The organism is Tenacibaculum litoreum (assembly GCF_964513915.1).
In the GTDB taxonomy this organism is placed as follows: Bacteria; Bacteroidota; Bacteroidia; order Flavobacteriales; family Flavobacteriaceae; genus Polaribacter; species Polaribacter litoreum.
This window is the reverse complement of record NZ_CAZEQS010000003.1, coordinates 316,926-336,593: the sequence shown is the minus strand read 5'-3', so window position 1 is coordinate 336,593 and position 19,668 is coordinate 316,926. Positions and strand designations below refer to the sequence as shown.

Sequence of the window (19,668 nt, the reverse complement as noted above, 5' to 3'; positions counted from 1 at the left end):
AAAAAAATCCGCTCGACCGAGCGGATTTATACTTTATTAACATGTATTTAACAATTTAGTTACTATTCAGCAACTACTTCAAATACGATGTCAGCTACAACAGCTCTGTGTAAACGTACAGCAGCATTGTATTTTCCTAATCTTTTTACGTTACCTCCAGTAACTTTGATAAATTTCTTATCTACTTCAGTACCAGCCTTAGCTAAAGCTGTAGCAACATCAATGTTGTTTACTGATCCAAATAATTTATCTCCTGAACCTACTTTAGAAGCTATTTTGATTTCATATCCTTTAATAGTTTCAGCTATTTTGTTAGCATCTTCTATTAATTTAGCCTCTTTAAAAGCACGTTGCTTTAAGTTTTCTGCTAATACTTTTTTAGCTGAAGAAGTAGCTAAAATTGCATATCCTTGAGGTATTAGGTAATTACGTCCGTAACCATTCTTAACAGTTACAACATCGTCTTTAAAACCTAAGTTTTCTACGTCTTGTTTTAATATCAATTCCATGTTTCTACTTCTTTATTATTTTAACATATCTCCAACGTATGGCATTAAAGCTAAGTGACGAGCTCTTTTAATAGCTTGTGCCACTTTACGTTGATATTTTAATGATGTTCCTGTTAAACGTCTTGGTAAAATTTTACCTTGCTCGTTTACTAAATACATTAAGAAGTCTGCATCTTTGTAATCGATGTATTTAATACCGTTTTTCTTGAAACGACAGTATTTAGCTTCTTTTTTAGTTTCGATATCAAGCGGAGTTAAGTAACGTACTTCCCCTTGCTTATTTCCTTTTGCTTGTTGTTCTATAGATGCCATTTCTTACTTTTTTGCAGATTTAACACGGTTTCTTCTCTTTTCAGCCCAAGCTGCAGCATGCTTATCTAACTTTACAGTTAAATAACGCATAACGCTATCGTCACGTCTAAACTCTAATTCAAACGGAGCAATTGCATCACCTGCTACTTTGTACTCAAATAAGTGGTAAAATCCACTTTTTTTCTTTTCGATTGGATAAGCTAACTTTTTTAAGCCCCAATCTTCTTTAGAAATCATTTCTGCACCTTTAGAAAGTAAATAGTCCTCAAACTTCTTTACTGCTTCCTTTATCTGAGTTTCAGATAAAACGGGATTCAAAATGAAAACAGTTTCGTAATGATTCATAATTAAATTATTTAAAATTTATTTTTAAGCCTGCAAATATACTGCTTTTTAATCCATAAACAAACTCTATAGCTTAAATAATTTAATGATTTTCTGTAAGTTTGTAACTAAACACTCTTTTTTATGCAAATCCCTGAAATACCTAATCTAGTCCATTATGCTATTCCCTTTTTTGTCTTAACAGTTATTATAGAGGTAATATTAACTGTTAAAGTAAAATTAGAGGATTATGAGTTTAAAGATGCTGCGACATCTATTACTATGGGGTTAGGTAATGTTTTTATAGGGCTACTTACCAAAGGACTAGTTTTCGGGGTATTTTTCTTTTTATATCAATACCGTCTTTTTACTATTCCGTTTACTTGGTGGGCTTGGTTTATTTTGTTATTTGCTGAAGATTTTGCCTATTACTGGAATCATAGAATTGCACACGAAAGTAGACTGTTTTGGGCTAGCCATGTGGTGCATCATTCTTCTACAAAATACAATTTAAGTACTGCTCTACGACAAACTTGGTCTGGAAGTTTTTATACATTTATATTTTGGGCTCCTTTGGCCATTATAGGCTTTCATCCATTAATGATCGTAACTCAAATGAGTGTTAGTTTATTATATCAATATTGGATTCATACCGAACTTATTGATAAAATGCCTAAATGGTTTGAGGCAGTTTTTAACACTCCAAGTCATCATAGAGTTCATCATGCTACTAATCCTCAATATTTAGATAGAAACCATGCTGGGATTTTTATTATTTGGGATAAATTTTTTGGCACTTTTGAACCTGAAGTTGAAAAACCAGTATATGGTTTGGTTAAGAATATAAACACTTACAACCCTATTAAAGTAGCTTTTATTGAATGGTATACTATGTTTAACGATATTTTTACTAGTAAAACCACGCTAGGTAAAAGGTTTCTATATCTTTTTAAACCTCCTGGTTGGAAACATGATGGCACTGGAAAGCTTTCAATGGATTTACGTAAAGAATGGGAAGAAAATAAAAAAGGAGAAGTTTAAACTTCTCCTTTTTTATTAATTAATATCAAATCGAAGACCTAATGAGATGTTCCTAGTGTCAGTATTTTTGAATAATGGATTTAAATCATATTTAGCATATAATCCAATGCCTTGATAAGCAACATAAGCACTTAACCCGTAGTTAAATTTATTCATGTTAAAGTTATTCTTCTGAACTTCTTCAACAGTAACTCCTTGTGCATTTTTATACTCTAAGTATTGACGAGTTCCTAGTTTGAAACCAAAGAAGCCACCTAGTCCAACCTGAAAACTTTGATGTGTTCTATCTACAATTTCTCCATCAGAATACTTCTTGTTTTTTGAAAAATCGAATTCTAAATGCATTGGAAATGTCATTTGTACATGTCGTAACCTACTTTCTGAAAGTTGTTCTGGATGAATACTCAAGTTTGTTTCATTCCCGTTTACAACGTGATATTGATTGTTTTTGGCTCTTAAATTATTCCACAGAAAAGAGAAACCGTATTTAAAATATGTTTTAGATGGTTGTTTTGATAAACGTGTTTTCCATGTAAAACCTAACTCATAAAAATGTGATTGCCAAAATTTGTAATCTGAATTATTTAAAGAACCTAGTTCATTATTTGTTAATGTGTTATTTGCACCTAGAGCAAAAACAAACTGTGTTGTGGTTCTCTTTCTTCTTCTTTTCTTTTCTCTTTCAACTTCATCTTCTTCATCGTCAGAAAAGTTTAGTCTGAACTTAAATTTTGCTATTTCAAAAGTTTGCTCTCGTGATTCTTCTTCATTGCTAAATATTTTACCGTCAATTTTGTCTTGTACTAATTGTTGTAATTTTTGTTCTTGAAAACTAACTTTTTTCTCTATTTGAGCAGCATGGTAGGCTGCTGCTTCTTTTTTTAATGCTGTTGCTTCATCAAACGATATTTTATTCTTTTCTAATTTCGCATTAATCTCTTTTACTTTTATTTTTAAAGAGTCTTTTTGCTGCTTGGTAATGCTATCAATACTTATTGATATTTTCTTTACTTCTTTTTCAAATACTTTTTCTTGAGATTGGGCAATAGTCGTTACAAACAACACTAATAATAGTATTCTTTTCATTTTTGTAATTTTAAATTAAACTGATAATACTTTGGAATGGTTAATTATCGATAATTAATAAGCGCTTTATTTATTTCTATCTACAATTGCTACAGCAATATCTGATATTTTTGATTTTAGTTTTTGCATAAAGTCTCCTTTAAACTCCTCATCATCAATCGTTCTTTCAACTTCTGCTAAAATGGTATTAGGATCTATTTTTAAGTTTGACTTTTTTAGCTCGTCTTCAATAGTTTTTAGCACATCTTCTCTTTTTAACTTATGCTTTGCGTAATATTCTTTAACTTCACTCGGAGTATGTGTTACTGAAAACAATAAATCATCACTATTTACTTTTATTCTTGAAATTGAGTTTTTCTTTTCTTGTATTACTGGTTTATTCAATTCTGCTACTACCTCTTCTTTTGATAGTATTTCATTCTGAATATTTTTAAAAGCTATTTCTTCTTTTAATATGGGTTTCTTTGTTTCTCTAATTGTTTTCTTTTTGTTTTGTGACTGTTTCTTTTGCTTATTTTCTTCTAACTCTACCACAGCTTCATCTGTATTCTTAATAAATTCTTCTATACCTTTATTATTAATTTTTAGTGTATCTATTGAAGTATTAACTATAACTTCTTTTATTGGCGTTTTTGAATCTGAATCAATAAAATAGATTACTCCAAAACTTATTAATAAAGCTAAACCAGCTGCATAACCTACATATAAAAACCAATTTCTTTTCTTTATAGCTTCTTGACTATCTAAACGAGTCTCTAACCTTTCCCATGCTGAGTTGGATGGTTTAAGCTCTCTATTTTTTAGTTTTTCTGCTATATGTTTATCAATATTATTGCTTGACATTTCTTACTTGATTAATTTTCTCGTAACTAGCTTTTAAGCATTTACGAGCTTTAAATAATTGTGACTTAGAGGTACTTTCAGAAATTTGTAATTTTTCTGCTATTTCTGAATGCTTATATCCTTCAATGGCATATAAGTTAAAAACTAACTTATACCCTTCGGGTAATTCATCTATTAACTTTTGTATATCTTCTACTGATGTGTTTTCAAGGTTTTCAGTTGCTTCATTATTAAAAACAAAATCTTCATCTGATACTTGAACTGGATTCTTTTTCCGCAAATAGCTAATACAAGTATTTACCATAATTCTACGAATCCAACCTTCAAAACTTCCTTCTCCTTTAAATTTTTCAATGTTGGTAAAAACTTTAAAAAAACCTTGCAACATTAAATCTTCTGCGTGATGTAAATCTTTAACATACTGCCTACAAACTCCTAACATTTTTGGAGAATACAGCTCAAATATTTGTTGCTGAGCTTCTCTACTTTGTTTTTTTGCTTGTTTTACAAGCGAAGCTTCTTTGTTATGTAATGAAATAATTTTCAAATCAATAGTTACGTTTTTATAGCCTTACAAATATAAAGACTACATAATTTGAAAAAAGGTTGTCTGAAGAATAAAAAAACCTCCGAACTTGTTGTAAGACCGGAGGTTCAAATACCATAATTAAATGATATTTCAGGGGGGACTAGCTCTTTTTGTGTCTCCTCTGAATTATGATGCAAAGTTATACTATATCAACAAATATATTTACAGGAAAAAGCCTAGATGTTTTTAACCTTATTGAATTTATTTATAACCTAAACATGGGTGAATATTTTTACCAGCTCACTCCTGCTCCGCCTCCACCAGAACTACCTCCTCCAAAACTTGAAGAAGATGACGATGAGGAAGACCATGAAGATCCTCTTGAACTACTGGAAGAACTACTTCTTTCTAGCCTTGGAATTATTATTGTTTTACTTTTTTGGTAATTACAATTTTTACACAAGTAATCTTCTTGTTTTTCACCACTAGAATCGTAAGTTGCTTTACGTATAATTTTCGTACTTATTCTTCCGTAGGTTTTGTATCCACATTGTTTACAGTTTGTATACTTCCTACTAGAACCTTCATATTCTAAAATTAAAACATCACTTTCATCTTCTGTTACCCAAACATCATATTCTTTTGATTGAATTTTTTCTTCAAGAATTTGTGCTTTCTCTAAAAAACTGTTTTCATTCCATTCATCCTTTAAATAAAGTTGCTTCCCGTTCTTTTTGCTAAAACGAGGAGAAAACCTATATAATTTAAGTTTAGATTTCACGTATCTATTAATAAAATAAAGTGGTAATGGAAATAAGAAAAGCAAACAACCTAAACCTAGCTTATTCATGTCTTGGTATTTATCATAGAGGTCTTCTTTAGATCTATCTATTGATTTTGCTTTTATACTAAACCAACCTCCTATAAATAAACTAAAGACAGCATAAAAAGTTAAGTAAATAAGAAAAGGGCCTTTACTTGTTTTTGTTTCTTCATAATAATTAATGTTCTGAGCATAAATTTCATCAATAACATCAGGTTTATTAATTATTTCTTCAACCCTAGAAACAGCAGATAATAATCCTTTACCAAACTCTCCTTCTTTAAAATATGGTACAATTTCATCTGTTCCAATCCTGTGGCAAACAATATCAGTTAAAATAGGTTCTAACCCATACCCTACTTCAAATTCTGTTCTTCTTTGATCTATTACTGTTAAAATAAGTAATCCATTATCAGTTTCTTTATCACCTATCCCCCATTCTTCAAATAATTTAACCACAAAATTTTTAGGCACTTCTTTTCCTATACTTTTAAGAATAACAATAACTACTTGGGCTGTTGTATTTTGTTCAATCTCCCAAATCTTTAGGTTTAATTGCTGTTCTTCAATATCATTTATATAGTTATTAGGGTCTGATATAAATCCATTAGCTCCATTCTTTTTAGGATTTGGTACTTCTTTAACCAAATAAACCTCTTTTTGAATATATTTTGGAGGAATAAAACTATCTGGGTAGCTTAATTGAGTTTTCTCTTCTTTTTTTGTTTCTTCTTGTTGCGATGTTGTTACAACAACCTCTCCTTTATCAACCTCCTGAAAGCTATACGTTTGAAAAACAACAAATAACAACAGGCAATTTAATACATACTTTTTCATCATTTTTATTTTCAATATTTTTCTAGTTCACTGTATTTTTTTATTGCAGGTAAAAGTAATAAGTTTACGTTAAACATTTCTTTACAAAACTTGCCCAATATAATTCTTTGTACTACTTTTATTATAAACCTAAATAAGCAAAAGAGTTTTTTATTATATGAATTATAATGTAACGATAGAAGAAGAAAACAAAGAGATAGCCAATAGATATAAAAACTTATTAAAGGGTACATATCAAACATTATCAGAAGATGATAAAAAACTGATACGTAAAGCTTTTGATATTGCTGTAGAAGCACATTCTGAACAACGTAGAAAATCAGGAGAACCTTATATTTATCATCCTATAGCTGTAGCAAAAATAGTTGCAGATGAAATTGGTTTAGGTGCAACATCTATTGCTGCTGCTCTATTACACGATGTTGTTGAAGATACACACTATACTTTGGATGATATGGAGCGCTTATTTGGGGAAAATATTGCTCGTATTGTAAGTGGGTTGACTAAAATATCTAACCTAAAACAAGAACAAGACTATTCTATCCAAGCAGAGAATTTTAGAAAGATGTTACTCACACTACATGATGATGTTAGAGTAATACTTATTAAAATTGCTGATAGATTACACAATATGCAAACCATGGATTCTATGCCTCCTCATAAGCAGGTAAAAATAGCATCTGAAACCTTGTATATTTATGCTCCTCTTGCACATCGTTTAGGACTTTACAATATAAAAACTGAACTTGAAGACCTTGGTTTAAAATACACAGAACCTGATGTATATAGAGATATTGCGAATAAGATAAAAGAAAGCAAAGAAGATCAACAAAAATATATTGATAGCTTTACTAGTGTTTTAAAAGAAGCATTAAACAAAGAAGGGTTTGCTTATGAAATAAAAGGACGTTTTAAATCTATTTTTTCTATCCGTAGAAAAATGCGCAAACAAAACGTAACTTTTGATGAAGTGTACGACAAATTTGCTATTCGTATTATATATAATCCTACTTCTGACGATGAAAAGTTTGATGCTTGGAAAATTTACTCTATTGTTACTGATTTTTTCAAGCCTAACCCTGCTAGATTAAGAGATTGGATTTCTCAGCCAAAATCAACTGGATACGAAGCATTGCATATAACTGTAATTGGCCCTCAAGCTAAATGGGTAGAAGTTCAAATCCGTTCTGAAAGAATGGATGAAATAGCCGAAAAAGGTTATGCAGCTCACTTTAAATATAAACAAGGGTCTGTTAAAGAAAATGGTTTAGAAGGATGGTTAAATCGTTTAAAAGAAAGTTTAGAAAACCAAAGCTTAGATGCTGTAGATTTTGTTGAAGATTTTAAACTGAACCTTTATGCTAAAGAGATTTATGTATTTACTCCTAAAGGAGATTTAAAATCACTTCCTAAAGGAGCTTCAGCATTAGATTTTGCCTTTTCTGTACATACTGATGTTGGATTAAAATGTCGTGGTGCTAAAGTAAATGGAAAATTAGTTCCGTTAAGTCACGAATTAAAAAGTGGAGATCAGGTAGAAGTACTTACCGCTTCTAATAATAAACCCAATGTGCGTTGGTTAGATTTTGTTATTACTGCAAGAGCACGAGCTAAAATTAAATCAGCTTTAAAGGCAGAAGAAAAGAAAATAGCAGAAGAAGGAAAAGCTATTTTACAACGAAAACTACGTCATTTAAAAATCAATTCTAGTGAAAAGGTTATTCACGAATTAGCAAGTTATTTTGGACTAAAAACTAGCTTCGATTTATTCTATCGAATTGGTAATGGAGCCATAGATAACACTCAACTTAAAGACTTTGTTGCTCAGAGAAGTAATCGTTTCATGGGCTTTATCAAAAGCACATTTAGGCGTTCTCCTTCAAAAGAAATATCTGAAAAAGAAGAAGTTACTAACCAATACGATGCTTTAGTTTTTGGTAAAGAAGAACAAACGTTAGACTATACCCTAGCTAAGTGTTGTTCTCCTATTCCAGGTGATAAAGTTTTTGGTTTTGTAACTATTAATGAAGGTATTAAGGTACATAAAAACGATTGTCCGAATGCTATTTCTTTACAATCAAACTATGCTTATAGGATTATGCCTGCAAAATGGATTGATTCTACAAAGCAAGAGTTTACAGCCATTCTACACCTTTCAGGAATTGATAATAAAGGAATAGTAAATAATATTACTAAGATAATTTCCAATAGTATGGATGTGTTTATACATAGTATCAATATATCTGGAGATAACGGTGTATTTGAAGGAAAACTATCGTTAAGTGTAAAAAATAAGACACAGCTCAATAAATTAATTAATAACATGAAACAAGTAGAAGGCGTTCAAAAAGTTGAACGTGTTAATACTTTGTAAATTTCGTTTTTAACATCCTTGTATTTTATCAAGAAATAAACGTAAATTTGTCCTTTCGTAAAATTTAAAAATAAATGAGTAATTCAGCCGAAAATCAAGAAATTGTAAAAAAAGTATTCACTTCTTTTTTAGAAGAGAACAAGCATCGTAAAACACCAGAACGTTACGCTATTTTACAAGAGATTTATGATGCTGATGAGCATTTTGATATTGAATCTTTATACATTAAGATGAAAAACAAAAACTATCGTGTTAGTAGAGCTACTCTTTATAATACGATGGATTTATTGTTAGACTGTGGTTTGGTTCGTAAACACCAGTTTGAAGGTCAATCAATGGCGCGTTACGAAAAAAGTTACTTCGACAAAAATCACGACCATGTAATACTTACTGATAGTGGCGAAGTAAAAGAGTTTTGCGATCCAAGAATTCAAATTATCAAAAAAACAATTGAAGATGTTTTTGATATAGACATTCACAACCATTCACTTTATTTCTACGGAACAAAAAGAAACAACAAATAAAAACACACTTAACAACACACTAAATGGCAGTAGATTTATTACTCGGACTACAATGGGGAGACGAAGGAAAAGGTAAGATTGTAGACGTTTTAACAAAAAACTACGATATAATCGCGCGTTTTCAAGGAGGTCCAAATGCTGGTCACACACTAATTTTTGACGGAAACAAACATGTATTACATACCATTCCTTCAGGAATTTTTCATAAAACAGCTTTAAACGTAGTAGGTAACGGAGTGGTTATTGACCCTGTTATCTTTAAAAAAGAATTAGAAAACTTAGATAAGCATAATATTGATTATACTTCTAAATTATTAATTTCTCGTAAAGCACACTTAATTTTACCTACACACCGATTATTAGATGCAGCTTCTGAAACTTCAAAAGGAAAAGCAAAAATCGGTTCTACTTTAAAAGGAATTGGACCTACTTATATGGACAAAACTGGTAGAAACGGAATGCGTGTTGGTGATTTAGAATTAGATAACTGGAAAGAAAAATATAGAGCTTTGACTGAAAAGCATTTAAGTATGTTAGCATACTTTAATGTTCAAATCGATTATGATTTAGACGAGTTAGAAGCTGAGTTTTCTAGAGGAATTGAAAAGCTAAAAACATTACAATTTATTGACTCTGAAGAGTTTTTAAACAACGCTATTAAAGAAGGTAAAACTATTTTAGCTGAAGGTGCTCAAGGATCATTATTAGATATCGATTTTGGAACGTACCCTTTCGTGACTTCTTCAAATACGACCGCTGCTGGTGCATGTACTGGTTTAGGAGTTGCTCCTAATAGAATAGGTGAAGTTTTCGGTATTTTTAAAGCATACACTACTCGTGTAGGTTCTGGACCTTTTCCTACTGAATTATTTGACGAAGACGGAGCTACTATGGCAAAAGTTGGTCATGAGTTTGGAGCTACAACTGGACGTGCTCGTCGTTGTGGATGGTTAGATTTAGTTGCTTTAAAATATGCTGTTGATGTAAACGGTGTTACGCAATTAATGATGATGAAAGGTGATGTTTTATCTGGTTTTGATACTTTAAAAGTTTGTACTTCTTACAATTATAAAGGAGAAGAAATTTCTCACTTACCTTATAATATTGAGCCAGAAAACGTAAGTGTAAACTATACTGAATTCAAAGGTTGGGAAGATGATTTAACAAAAATGACTTCTGCTGATGATTTACCTAAAAACTTATTAGACTACATCGCTTTTATTGAAAAAGAAACTGGTGTACCTGTAAAAATAGTTTCAGTAGGACCTGATAGAAAACAAACAATTAATAGATAAAAATTTAGAGGAGCTCAATTGAGCTCCTTTTTTATGATGGTAAAAGAATACTTAGAGAATATCACTACCCAGTTTAAGTCGTATAAAGAGGTAGCTGATAAAACGATTGCTCAATTAGAAGAAAAAGACTTACACTGGAAATACAATGAAGAAAGCAATAGTATAGCTGCTATTATTGTTCATGTATCAGAGAATATGCTGTCGCGTTGGACGGACTTTTTTACTTCTGACGGAGAAAAAGAATGGAGAAATAGAGATGCTGAGTTTGAAACTCATGATTTATCAAAAAAAGAATTGATTGCTCAATGGGAGAAAGGTTGGAACTGTCTTTTTTCTGCTTTAGATTCATTAAATGAAGAAAACTTCAACCAACCTATTCTTATAAGAAATAAACAAGTTAAGTTAATTGAAAGTATTACAAGACAAATAGCTCATTTTCCTTATCATATTGGTCAAATAGCTTATGTAGGTAAGATGATTTTAAACGATAAATGGCAAACAGCTTCTATAGCAAAAGGAAAATCTAAAGAGTTTATACAGGCTCAATTTGAAAAAAACAACTCATAAAAAAAACGTCTTTTAGAAACTACTAAAAGACGTTTTTAATAGGAAACATATGGCAGCTAATTTTTTACTGTTTCCAAAATACTTGCAACGGTTTCTTTATTATCTACACCTAAACCTTCTTGTTGGTGCACTAACTCCCCCTCTGGGTTAAATACACTTATAATATTTGAGTGTGAAAAATCTAATGGAGAAATTTGTTTGTATTTCACAGCTAGTACATTCGCAAACTCTCTAACAGATTCTTCTGTACCTTGTAAAAAAGTCCAATGCTCATCATCCATAAAGTTTTCTTTCGCAAAAGCTTTTAATCGTTCTGGGGTATCGTTTTTAGGGTCTATACTAATTAAAACATATTGTAAGTCTTCATTATATTCTTTAGGTATTTTAGCTTCAATATTACGCATATCAGCAACCAATCTGGGACAAGCAGCCTTACACGTAGTATAAATCATTACCATTACCAAAGTTTTCCCTCTTAAGTCTTCTAAATGAATAGTTTTATTCTCTTCGGTTTTCCATTCTGATGTTAAATTGAATATAGAACTTTCAGAAATATCAGTAGCCAGTTCTTTAGCCTCATTTTGATTCTTTTGTGCTAAATCCATTTTACAAACAGGGCAACTCCCTCCTTCTACATACATTTTATCTCCCTCACAAAGCATAGGACATTCATATACAGTTACTAAATTCGTATTGTTTTTCTCTTCTTTACAAGAACTTAATAACGTAATTGAAAAAAGAAATATCATTATATATTTTACTACTTTCATTGTGCTGTATTTTTATCTTTTACACATCTAAAACCTAAGTTTCGCATTGTGTATTTAGCTTTTAAACTTCCACGGGTAGCATAACGCATAAAAGCTGCATAATTCATTAAATCTGTTGATCCTACTGCTGCACTACCACAAAACAAATTACTATCATTATCAACGTCTTTTCTAGATTCTCCTGACACTAATACTGAATTAAAATCAGATGTCCATTCCCAAACTAATCCGTGCATATCATACACTCCCCAATAGTTTTTAAATGTTGAACCTATAACATTATTAAAAGTTCTAGGTTTTTCATACCATCCTAAAATGTATTCATTATACGTTTTTAAAGTTCTTGCGTCTGATAACTTCTTATTTGCCATTCCCACATATTCCCATTCATCTACTGTTGGTAATCGTTTTCCTTGCTTTTCACAGTAACATTTTGCTGCAAACCACGAAACATTGGTTACTGGTGATTTTAAGTTAACTTTATCTCCTAATTCAACATCATTTTTCCAATTGATAAGGTAACTTTTATCTGCAAAAAGTTTAATTACTTTAGATCTTCTCCACTTCGGGTTTTCTTTTACAAACTGTAAAAAATCTTCATTAGTTACAGGATACACATCCATTAAAAAATCTTGAATCGTTACTCTTGCTGAGTCTCTTCCATACAAAGGAATATAACTACCACCTTTAATAGGAACCATTTTAGATTGACAATTCATATTGGAAATGCCTAAGAAAAATATACAAATTGTCAATCTTAAAATAGTTTTCATTTCTTATAATTTAGAGTTTAACTACAATTTTAGTGAGCGCTTTTTACTTCCATTACAGTATTTACACTAACGTTGGTTTTATTATTACCCCAAGAATTATAAACATAAGTTAGTACATCTGCTACTTCTTGATCGTTCAACGCTTGTTTGGTCATTACACTATTATATTTTTGACCGTTTACTGTAATTTCTCCTGTTTTACCATGTAAAATAATATCTATAGCTCTCTTTACATCAGCATTTAAATAATCTGATTTTGCTAAAGGAGGAAATGCATTTGGAATTCCTTCACCATTCGCTTGGTGACAAGCGAAACACGTCTTCGTATAAATCTGTTTACCATCTGCTATTTTTTGCGCTAATGATTTTTCTTGGTTAGAAGCTACAGCTTTATCTTCTTTGCCATTTGGCATTTCTTGAATAGTACCTCCTTCTGGGTGGTAAATACCTTCTTGTTTTACTCCTGAATAAATCTTTTTGCTTTCTTCTCCTTTTACCTTTAACATTCCTAATGCACCTTTGTTAAAAGCTCTAAAAATAGCGTGATCTACTAAAATAAAAGTACCTGGAACATCTACCTTAAAGTCAACTATTGCAGCTCCTCCTGCCGGAATAGAAGTTGTTTGTACATCTTTGTTAATCATAGAACCACCTTCAACATGAACATTGTCAAAAATTTCACCAATAACATGGAAAGATGATGTTAAGTTAGGACCTCCATTACCTACAAATAAACGTACTGTTTCGCCAACATTAGCAGTAATTGCATTATCTCCTGTTAAAGCTCCTACACTTCCATTAAACACTACATAATCTGCATCTTCGTCTACTGCTTTTCTCATATCAAAAGGTTGTAAACCAGGTTCTCCATTTTCCCCTTTTGTATAGAAGTCTCCTTGCATAATGTAGTATTCCTTATCTACTTTTGGTAAACCTCCTTCAGGCTCTACTAAAATTAGTCCATACATTCCGTTAGCAATATGCATTCCCACAGGCGCAGTAGCACAGTGATACACATATAAACCAGGATTTAATGTTTTGAATGAAAATGTTTTTTCATGACCAGGAGCTACAAATGATGAAGTTGCTCCCCCACCTGGACCTGTTACTGCATGCAAATCGATATTATGAGGTAATCTATTATCTGGATGATTAGATAAGGTAAATTCTACTTCATCTCCTACTCTAGTTCTTATAAAGCTACCTGGAACAGAACCGCCAAACGTCCAATACACATATTCTACACCATCTGTCATAGTTCCTTCTTTTTCAAGAATTTCCATATTTACCAGTAACTTTTTAGCTGATCTATTACCAACAGGTGCTGGAACATGAGGTGGAGCTGTTAATTCTGCTTCTATCGTTCCTTTAACTGCTATATCTGAAGCACTTTTCATTGCAATACTTTCAGATTTTTCATTTTTGCAACTTGCCATTAAAAGCATAGCTGCTAAAACCATTGAAATTGTTTTCACTTGTTTCATCTCTTCTATTGATGTAGTTATTAATAATCTTACATAAAAGACTTTTTTATCTTTTATGTAAACAAAACTACTAAGAGAAAAGCTTTTGAAATATGACTTTTGTCATAAAAACAAAAAAAGGAGCTCTAAGCTCCTTTTAATCTATTTTTCTTTTAAAATTTCTTGACCAAATTGATGACACAACTCCAAGGTTTCTTTAACATCTTGCATGGTTGTTTTTGGGTTTATCAGACACATTCTAAGCACTACTTGCTTATTTAATATTGTAGTTACTAAAAATGCTTCTCTTGATTCCATTATCTTTTGAGAAATTTTCTGATTTAATTCATCAATTTCTTTCTCTGATAGGTTTAATCCGATAGGATTATATCTAAAATTAATTACTGCCAACGTAGCTGGTGAAATAATTTCCCAATTTCTACTTTTTCGTAACATTTTTTCTACATCATCAGCTAATTGAATGTTGTATGTAACAGCTTCTTTGAAAGCATCTAATCCATATGTTTTAATAGACATATAAAACTTCAATGCTCTAAAACGTCTTGTTAATTGAATTCCATAATCGTAAAAGTTAATTTCAGATTCATTTCCTTCAATATCACGTAAATATTCTGGTTTTTCACTAAAAGTACCACTTAACCAAGAAGCATCTTTTACTAATAAACAACCAATTTCATAAGGTTGATAAAACCATTTATGCGGATCTACAGTAAGAGAGTCAGCTCTTTCAATTCCTCTTAATGCTTTTGCTCCTTTTTCAGCTAAAATAGCGGCTCCACCATACGCTCCATCAATGTGAAACCATAAATCTTCCTCTTCACAGATATCTGCAATTTCATCTAAAGGATCTACAGTACCCGTGTTAGTAGTTCCCGCAGAAGCGATGTAACAAAATGGTTGTAATCCTTCTAATCGGTCTTTTGCTATAGCGTTCTTTAGTTTGTTAATACTAATTCTAAACTCTAAATCTGTTGGTAAAATTCTAATTTGCTCTTTTTTAAACCCTAGAACACGAATTGCTTTAATATTTGAAGAGTGTGCTTGATCAGACAAATAAATCACAGCTTTAGAAAAATCATCACCACATTTTAAGCGTCTAGCAGTAACTAGAGCTGTTAAGTTTGCCATAGAACCACCACTAGTAAAAATTCCTCCTCCTTTTTCAACAGGAAAATTATACATTTTTAGTAACCAGTTCATTGTTACAATTTCTAACTCAGCTGCTGCTGGAGAAACCATCCATCCGCCAGAAAAAATATTGAATCCAGTAGCTAAACTATCAGCCATAGTACTAATAAAGTTACTAGGTCCAGGAACAAATGAATATGCTTTAGGGTGAGAAATAACTGTACTGTTAGGTATTACATTATCCATTACAAAATCTAGTACCTTTTCAGCAGGCATACCATCGTTTGGGGCTTCTTGTAAAAAAATATTATCCATTTCTTTTCTAGAAGCACTAGCAACAGGCTTTTTTTGCTCTAAAGTAGCCCAATGTTCTGCAATTATATCTACAATTTTATATCCGTAAGACTTCATCTCTTCTTTTGATAAATCAAAATGAGCACTCATATCTTTATAATTTTTTAATTTGTTACAAAATTAACCATTTACTAAATGACAGCCTTTTATTTATCTTGATAATTTTATTTCTTTATTAAGATTTTGGCATATTCTTTTCATTATTTTTGTGCATTAAATCGTATTATTTTGAAAAAACTATTTCTACTAACTTTTATATTATTTTCTGTTGTAAGTTTTTCTCAAACAAAAAAAATCAAAATACTTTCTACCGAATTAAGTACTGCTGATGAAAGTAAGTACCCTGGAGCTACTATATTGATAGGAAAAGTTAAAATGTCACACGAAGGAGCTACACTAGATTGTAAAAGAGCTCTATTTTACAAAGACAAAAACGAATTTAAAGCCATTGGTGAAGTTATTATTGAGCAAGGAGATAGTATTATTCAATATAGTGATTTTGCTACTTATAATGGAAATACAAAAAAAGCAAAATCTTGGGGAAATGTAGAAATTAATGATAAAGAAATGACGCTAAAAACTGATACGCTTCATTTTGACAGAATTAATCAAGTATTATACTACCCTAACGGAGGAACTATCCGCGATACAAAAAACACTCTGAAAAGTGTAAAAGGAACTTATCTATTAAGGGAAAAAAAGTTTACTGCAAAATCTAAAGTAACAGTTGTAAATCCTGATAACCATTTAGAGTCTGACCATTTAGATTATTATACCAATACAAACCTAGCTTATTTATACGGACCAAGTACCATTACCAATTTAAAAGATAGTACGAAGGTATATTCTGAAAGAGGCTTTTACGATACAAATACTGATGTTTCTTACTTTGTTAAACGAGCAAAATTATTCTTAAAAGAGCGAACAGTTTCTGCTGATAGTTTGTATTATGATAAACGAAACGGTTTTGCTTCAGCAACCAACAACATAAAAGTGGTAGATACTGTTCAAAATATGGTAACTAAAGGAAATTATGCTGAGTTATATGAACATAAAGACTCTTTATTTATTATTGATAGAGCCGTTGCCATTTCAGTGCTAGAAAAAGACTCTATGTATGTAGCTGGTGATAAAATTTTACTTACTGGAAAACCAGAAAAACGTATTGCTCGTATTTTTAACAATGTAAAAATATTTAAGTCTGATTTACAAGGTAAGTGTGACTCTATACACACTAGTCAAGAAACAGGATTGACCAGAATGTTTAACAGACCTATTTTATGGTCTAATAACAGTCAGATAACTGGTGATAGCATTCAATTACTTACCCATAAAGAGAGTAATAAGTTAGATTCTTTAAAAGTGTTACAAAATGCATTTATGATTCAGCAAGACTCTATTCATAAAGATAACTTTAATCAAATTAAAGGAAGAAACATTTATGGTAAATTTGAAGATGATGACTTGCGAACTATGATGGTTAAAGGAAATGCAGAGTCATTGTATTATAACAATAATGAAGATACTCATAAACTAGAAACAATTACCAAAGAAATTGCGAGTGATATTGAATTTCTTTTAGAAGACGGTGAGATTATTCAAACTACATATTTTAAAAAGTCTGAAGGAAAAACATATCCTCCTTCTGAGTTTCCTTCTGAAGAGAAAAAATTTAAAGGTTTCTTATGGCGTGGTGATGAACAGCCTAAAACAGTAGAAGATATTTTTGTAAAAGATTCCACTTCTACAACTTCTTCAAAAACAAAGAAACAACCTGATGTTGTAAAAGAAGCTAGAAAGCAGTTTATTAATGAAACTACAAAAAAGAAAGGGAAACAAAAAAAGCCAAATCTCAAAGAATTAAAATAATTTCTGTGAAAGACGATTTTTTAAAATATCAAGGACAAACGAGCCCACATCCTTTAGCTATTGAAATTTCACATGCTAAAGGAAGTTATATTTATGATAGCAACGGAAAAGCTATGTTAGACTTTGTTGCTGGAGTTTCTGCGAATAGTTTAGGGCACAACCACCCAAAGGTAAATGAAGCAATAAAAAATCAATTAGAGCAGTATACACACGTAATGGTATATGGAGAATTCATCCAAAAACCACAGTTAGCATTGTGTAAAGCTTTAGCTGCTACCTTACCTCCTAACCTATCTTCTGTTTATCTGGTAAATTCTGGTACCGAAGCGACTGAAGGAGCTCTAAAATTAGCCAAACGTTTTACTGGTAGAAGTGAAATTGTTGCTGCTAAAAATTCATATCATGGAAATACACAAGGTGCTATGAGTGTTTGTGGAGCAGAACAACAAAATCGTGCTTTTCGTCCGTTAATTCCAGGAAGTAAGTTTATTGAATACAACAACGAACAAGATTTAGAAAAAATAACGTCTAAAACTGCTGGAGTTATCTTAGAAACCATTCAAGGCGGTGCTGGTTTTATCGAACCTAAAAATAATTATTTAGCAAAAGTAAAACAACGTTGTGATGAAGTTGGAGCCTTGTTAATTTTGGATGAAATTCAATCAGGAATTGGACGTACAGGAACCTTTTGGGGTTTTGAAAACTATAACGTTACTCCAGATATTATCATCACGGGTAAAGGTTTAGGTGGCGGAATGCCAATCGGAGCGTTTATTACTTCTTTTGAAGTAATGGAATCTTTAAAAGAACACCCAAAATTAGGGCATATTACTACGTTTGGTGGACATCCTGTGATTGCGAGTGCTGGTTTAGCAACCGTACAAGAAATCGATTCCTCTAACTTAATGGAAGAAACTTTACGAAAAGAAAAAATTATTCGTAATGCCTTTAAAAATCACCCTGCTGTTAAAGAAATTAGAGGGAAAGGGTTAATGCTGGCTTTATTAGTAGATACTCCTGAAGCTGCCTCACAAGTAATTTTAAACTGTTTAGACAAAGGATTGATTTTATTCTGGTTACTTTTTGAAGGAAGAGCAATCCGTATTACTCCTCCCCTAACCATTTCTCATGAAGAATTAAAAGAAGGGTGTAACCTTATTTTAAATGAGTTAGATAAGCTTTAGTCTATAGAATATTATTTCTTATAAACACCGCTTTCCAAAATTAAAGAACCATTTTTAAAATGCTCTAATAAATTCAACAACTTAGGTTTAGTGGTTTCTCCCATAAGAACATTAAGTCCAATTTTTGGTGGTCCGAATTCTTTTATTTTACTGAGCATTCCCTCAAAAAATTCTATTCCTGCTCGCGTTTGATCTTTAGAGGATACTTTCGTAAGGCCTAGTTTTGTTACTATATCATCCATTTCATTGTTTTTGAATAAGAAGCTATGATCTTCGGAAGTTGCCCATGGCATTGGATACTTAACTCTTTCATCGTTATTTTTTAGAATGTCATAGTATAGAAAAAAGCCATTAGGTTTCAACACACGATTTATTTCCGAGTAAAATTTTTGCTTGTTAGGTACGTTCATTTGAACATGCTGTGTCCAAACCACGTCAAATGATTCATCTTCAAACGGAAGTGCTGTTGCGTCTCCTTGGAAAAAACTTGTTTTAGACTCAAGTTTTACAAGCTGAGATAGCTTTTCAGCCGTTCTAATGTATTCCTTACTAAGATCTATACCTGAGGTAGTACAATTGTATCTCTCGGCCAACATTCTACAAGGACCTCCTAGCCCACATCCAATATCTAAAACTGATTTATTATTAAGATCTATAGATTCTGCCAACTCTTTTGAAACGGCTGCACCACGCACGTGAAATTCATCAACTCCAGCTATATCTTCTCGTGTAATATTTTTAAGGTCTTTTCCCATTTCTGATAGACGCTGTAAAATATCTTCATACAAGCTTTCTTTAAGATAGTGTTGTTCAATTGTTTTGTTTAAGTAATTCATCATTATGAGTTTTAATTATTATTACTAACCTTTCTACCATTTTGTTACAGGGAAAAATTAGTTTTTTTTCGAAGTAAGGTTGTTATCATATAAATGTAGAGATAATTCACATAATCAACTAATTAAGATACATACTATCTCCAATTTGTTACTTTTTAAAAGAAGAGTAATTCACATTCCTCTACATTCAATATTCCTGACAAAGA

At 31.4% G+C, this 19,668-nt stretch carries 19 protein-coding genes; 7 read left to right on the top strand and 12 right to left on the bottom strand.

The features are described from left to right. Positions 1-62: 62 nt before the first annotated feature. The 3 genes from rplI to rpsF are packed head-to-tail and all read right to left on the bottom strand — an operon-like array spanning position 63 to position 1,166. Entirely contained in the window at positions 63-509 is a 447-nt protein-coding gene (gene rplI, locus ACKTTR_RS07555) for a 50S ribosomal protein L9 (RefSeq protein WP_408027262.1), read from the bottom strand. A 15-nt stretch (positions 510-524) separates the two neighbouring features. Continuing rightward, a complete protein-coding gene (gene rpsR, locus ACKTTR_RS07550; RefSeq protein ID WP_028892048.1) occupies positions 525-821 on the bottom strand; it encodes a 30S ribosomal protein S18 in 297 nt (98 codons plus the stop codon). 3 nt (positions 822-824) lie between these two features. After that, positions 825-1,166, bottom strand: coding sequence for a 30S ribosomal protein S6 (rpsF, locus tag ACKTTR_RS07545; protein ID WP_099214475.1), 342 nt, complete (start codon positions 1,164-1,166; stop codon positions 825-827). Positions 1,167-1,289: 123 nt separating this feature from the next. Here rpsF and ACKTTR_RS07540 point away from each other — a divergent pair, with 123 nt between their 5' ends. After that, a complete protein-coding gene (locus ACKTTR_RS07540; protein ID WP_408027261.1) occupies positions 1,290-2,186 on the top strand; it encodes a sterol desaturase family protein in 897 nt (298 codons plus the stop codon). Between the two features lie 15 nt (positions 2,187-2,201). Here the strand turns inward: ACKTTR_RS07540 and ACKTTR_RS07535 are convergent, their stop codons facing one another. The 4 genes from ACKTTR_RS07535 to ACKTTR_RS07520 form a co-directional block, all read right to left on the bottom strand. Further along, a complete protein-coding gene (locus ACKTTR_RS07535; protein WP_408027260.1) occupies positions 2,202-3,272 on the bottom strand; it encodes a hypothetical protein in 1,071 nt (356 codons plus the stop codon). Positions 3,273-3,338: 66 nt separating this feature from the next. Then, complete coding sequence (locus ACKTTR_RS07530) at positions 3,339-4,115, bottom strand: hypothetical protein (RefSeq protein WP_408027259.1); 777 nt, start codon at positions 4,113-4,115, stop codon at positions 3,339-3,341. Next, the gene (locus tag ACKTTR_RS07525) at positions 4,102-4,662 is read right to left on the bottom strand and encodes an RNA polymerase sigma factor (protein ID WP_408027258.1); all 561 of its coding nucleotides are present in this window, start codon (positions 4,660-4,662) and stop codon (positions 4,102-4,104) included. Before ACKTTR_RS07525 ends, ACKTTR_RS07530 begins: the two co-directional genes overlap by 14 nt. A gap of 274 nt (positions 4,663-4,936) precedes the next feature. Continuing rightward, the gene (locus ACKTTR_RS07520) at positions 4,937-6,307 is read right to left on the bottom strand and encodes a TPM domain-containing protein (RefSeq protein ID WP_408027257.1); all 1,371 of its coding nucleotides are present in this window, start codon (positions 6,305-6,307) and stop codon (positions 4,937-4,939) included. Positions 6,308-6,461: 154 nt separating this feature from the next. Between ACKTTR_RS07520 and ACKTTR_RS07515 the strand changes: the two genes are divergently transcribed. From ACKTTR_RS07515 to ACKTTR_RS07500, 4 genes are all read left to right on the top strand, one after another. Next, positions 6,462-8,678: a RelA/SpoT family protein gene (locus ACKTTR_RS07515; protein WP_408027256.1), complete on the top strand. Its 2,217-nt coding sequence runs from the start codon at positions 6,462-6,464 to the stop codon at positions 8,676-8,678. A gap of 74 nt (positions 8,679-8,752) precedes the next feature. Continuing rightward, a complete protein-coding gene (locus ACKTTR_RS07510) occupies positions 8,753-9,202 on the top strand; it encodes a Fur family transcriptional regulator (RefSeq protein ID WP_125067666.1) in 450 nt (149 codons plus the stop codon). Positions 9,203-9,225: 23 nt separating this feature from the next. After that, positions 9,226-10,497 (top strand): adenylosuccinate synthase, encoded by a 1,272-nt coding sequence (locus ACKTTR_RS07505; protein ID WP_408027255.1) that lies wholly within the window; start codon positions 9,226-9,228, stop codon positions 10,495-10,497. Between the two features lie 33 nt (positions 10,498-10,530). Beyond that, positions 10,531-11,064: a DUF1572 family protein gene (locus ACKTTR_RS07500; protein ID WP_408027254.1), complete on the top strand. Its 534-nt coding sequence runs from the start codon at positions 10,531-10,533 to the stop codon at positions 11,062-11,064. A gap of 56 nt (positions 11,065-11,120) precedes the next feature. On the opposite strand, the gene ACKTTR_RS07495 is transcribed toward ACKTTR_RS07500, so the two are convergent. The 4 genes from ACKTTR_RS07495 to ACKTTR_RS07480 all read right to left on the bottom strand — a co-directional run bounded on the left by ACKTTR_RS07495 (position 11,121) and on the right by ACKTTR_RS07480 (position 15,663). Further along, positions 11,121-11,669 carry an SCO family protein gene (locus ACKTTR_RS07495; protein WP_408027991.1) on the bottom strand — a complete coding sequence of 183 codons (549 nt, stop codon included), beginning with the start codon at positions 11,667-11,669 and terminating at the stop codon, positions 11,121-11,123. Positions 11,670-11,830: 161 nt separating this feature from the next. Continuing rightward, positions 11,831-12,607 (bottom strand): formylglycine-generating enzyme family protein, encoded by a 777-nt coding sequence (locus tag ACKTTR_RS07490; RefSeq protein WP_408027253.1) that lies wholly within the window; start codon positions 12,605-12,607, stop codon positions 11,831-11,833. Between the two features lie 29 nt (positions 12,608-12,636). After that, entirely contained in the window at positions 12,637-14,091 is a 1,455-nt protein-coding gene (nirK, locus tag ACKTTR_RS07485) for a copper-containing nitrite reductase (RefSeq protein ID WP_408027252.1), read from the bottom strand. A gap of 141 nt (positions 14,092-14,232) precedes the next feature. Next, positions 14,233-15,663: a pyridoxal phosphate-dependent decarboxylase family protein gene (locus ACKTTR_RS07480; RefSeq protein WP_408027251.1), complete on the bottom strand. Its 1,431-nt coding sequence runs from the start codon at positions 15,661-15,663 to the stop codon at positions 14,233-14,235. 138 nt (positions 15,664-15,801) lie between these two features. Between ACKTTR_RS07480 and ACKTTR_RS07475 the strand changes: the two genes are divergently transcribed. Next, positions 15,802-17,442 (top strand): OstA-like protein, encoded by a 1,641-nt coding sequence (locus tag ACKTTR_RS07475; RefSeq protein ID WP_408027250.1) that lies wholly within the window; start codon positions 15,802-15,804, stop codon positions 17,440-17,442. 5 nt (positions 17,443-17,447) lie between these two features. Next, positions 17,448-18,626: an aspartate aminotransferase family protein gene (locus tag ACKTTR_RS07470; protein ID WP_408027249.1), complete on the top strand. Its 1,179-nt coding sequence runs from the start codon at positions 17,448-17,450 to the stop codon at positions 18,624-18,626. 11 nt (positions 18,627-18,637) lie between these two features. On the opposite strand, the gene ACKTTR_RS07465 is transcribed toward ACKTTR_RS07470, so the two are convergent. Further along, positions 18,638-19,462, bottom strand: a complete 825-nt coding sequence (locus tag ACKTTR_RS07465; protein ID WP_408027248.1) for a class I SAM-dependent methyltransferase — start codon at positions 19,460-19,462, stop codon at positions 18,638-18,640. Positions 19,463-19,668: the final 206 nt, after the last annotated feature.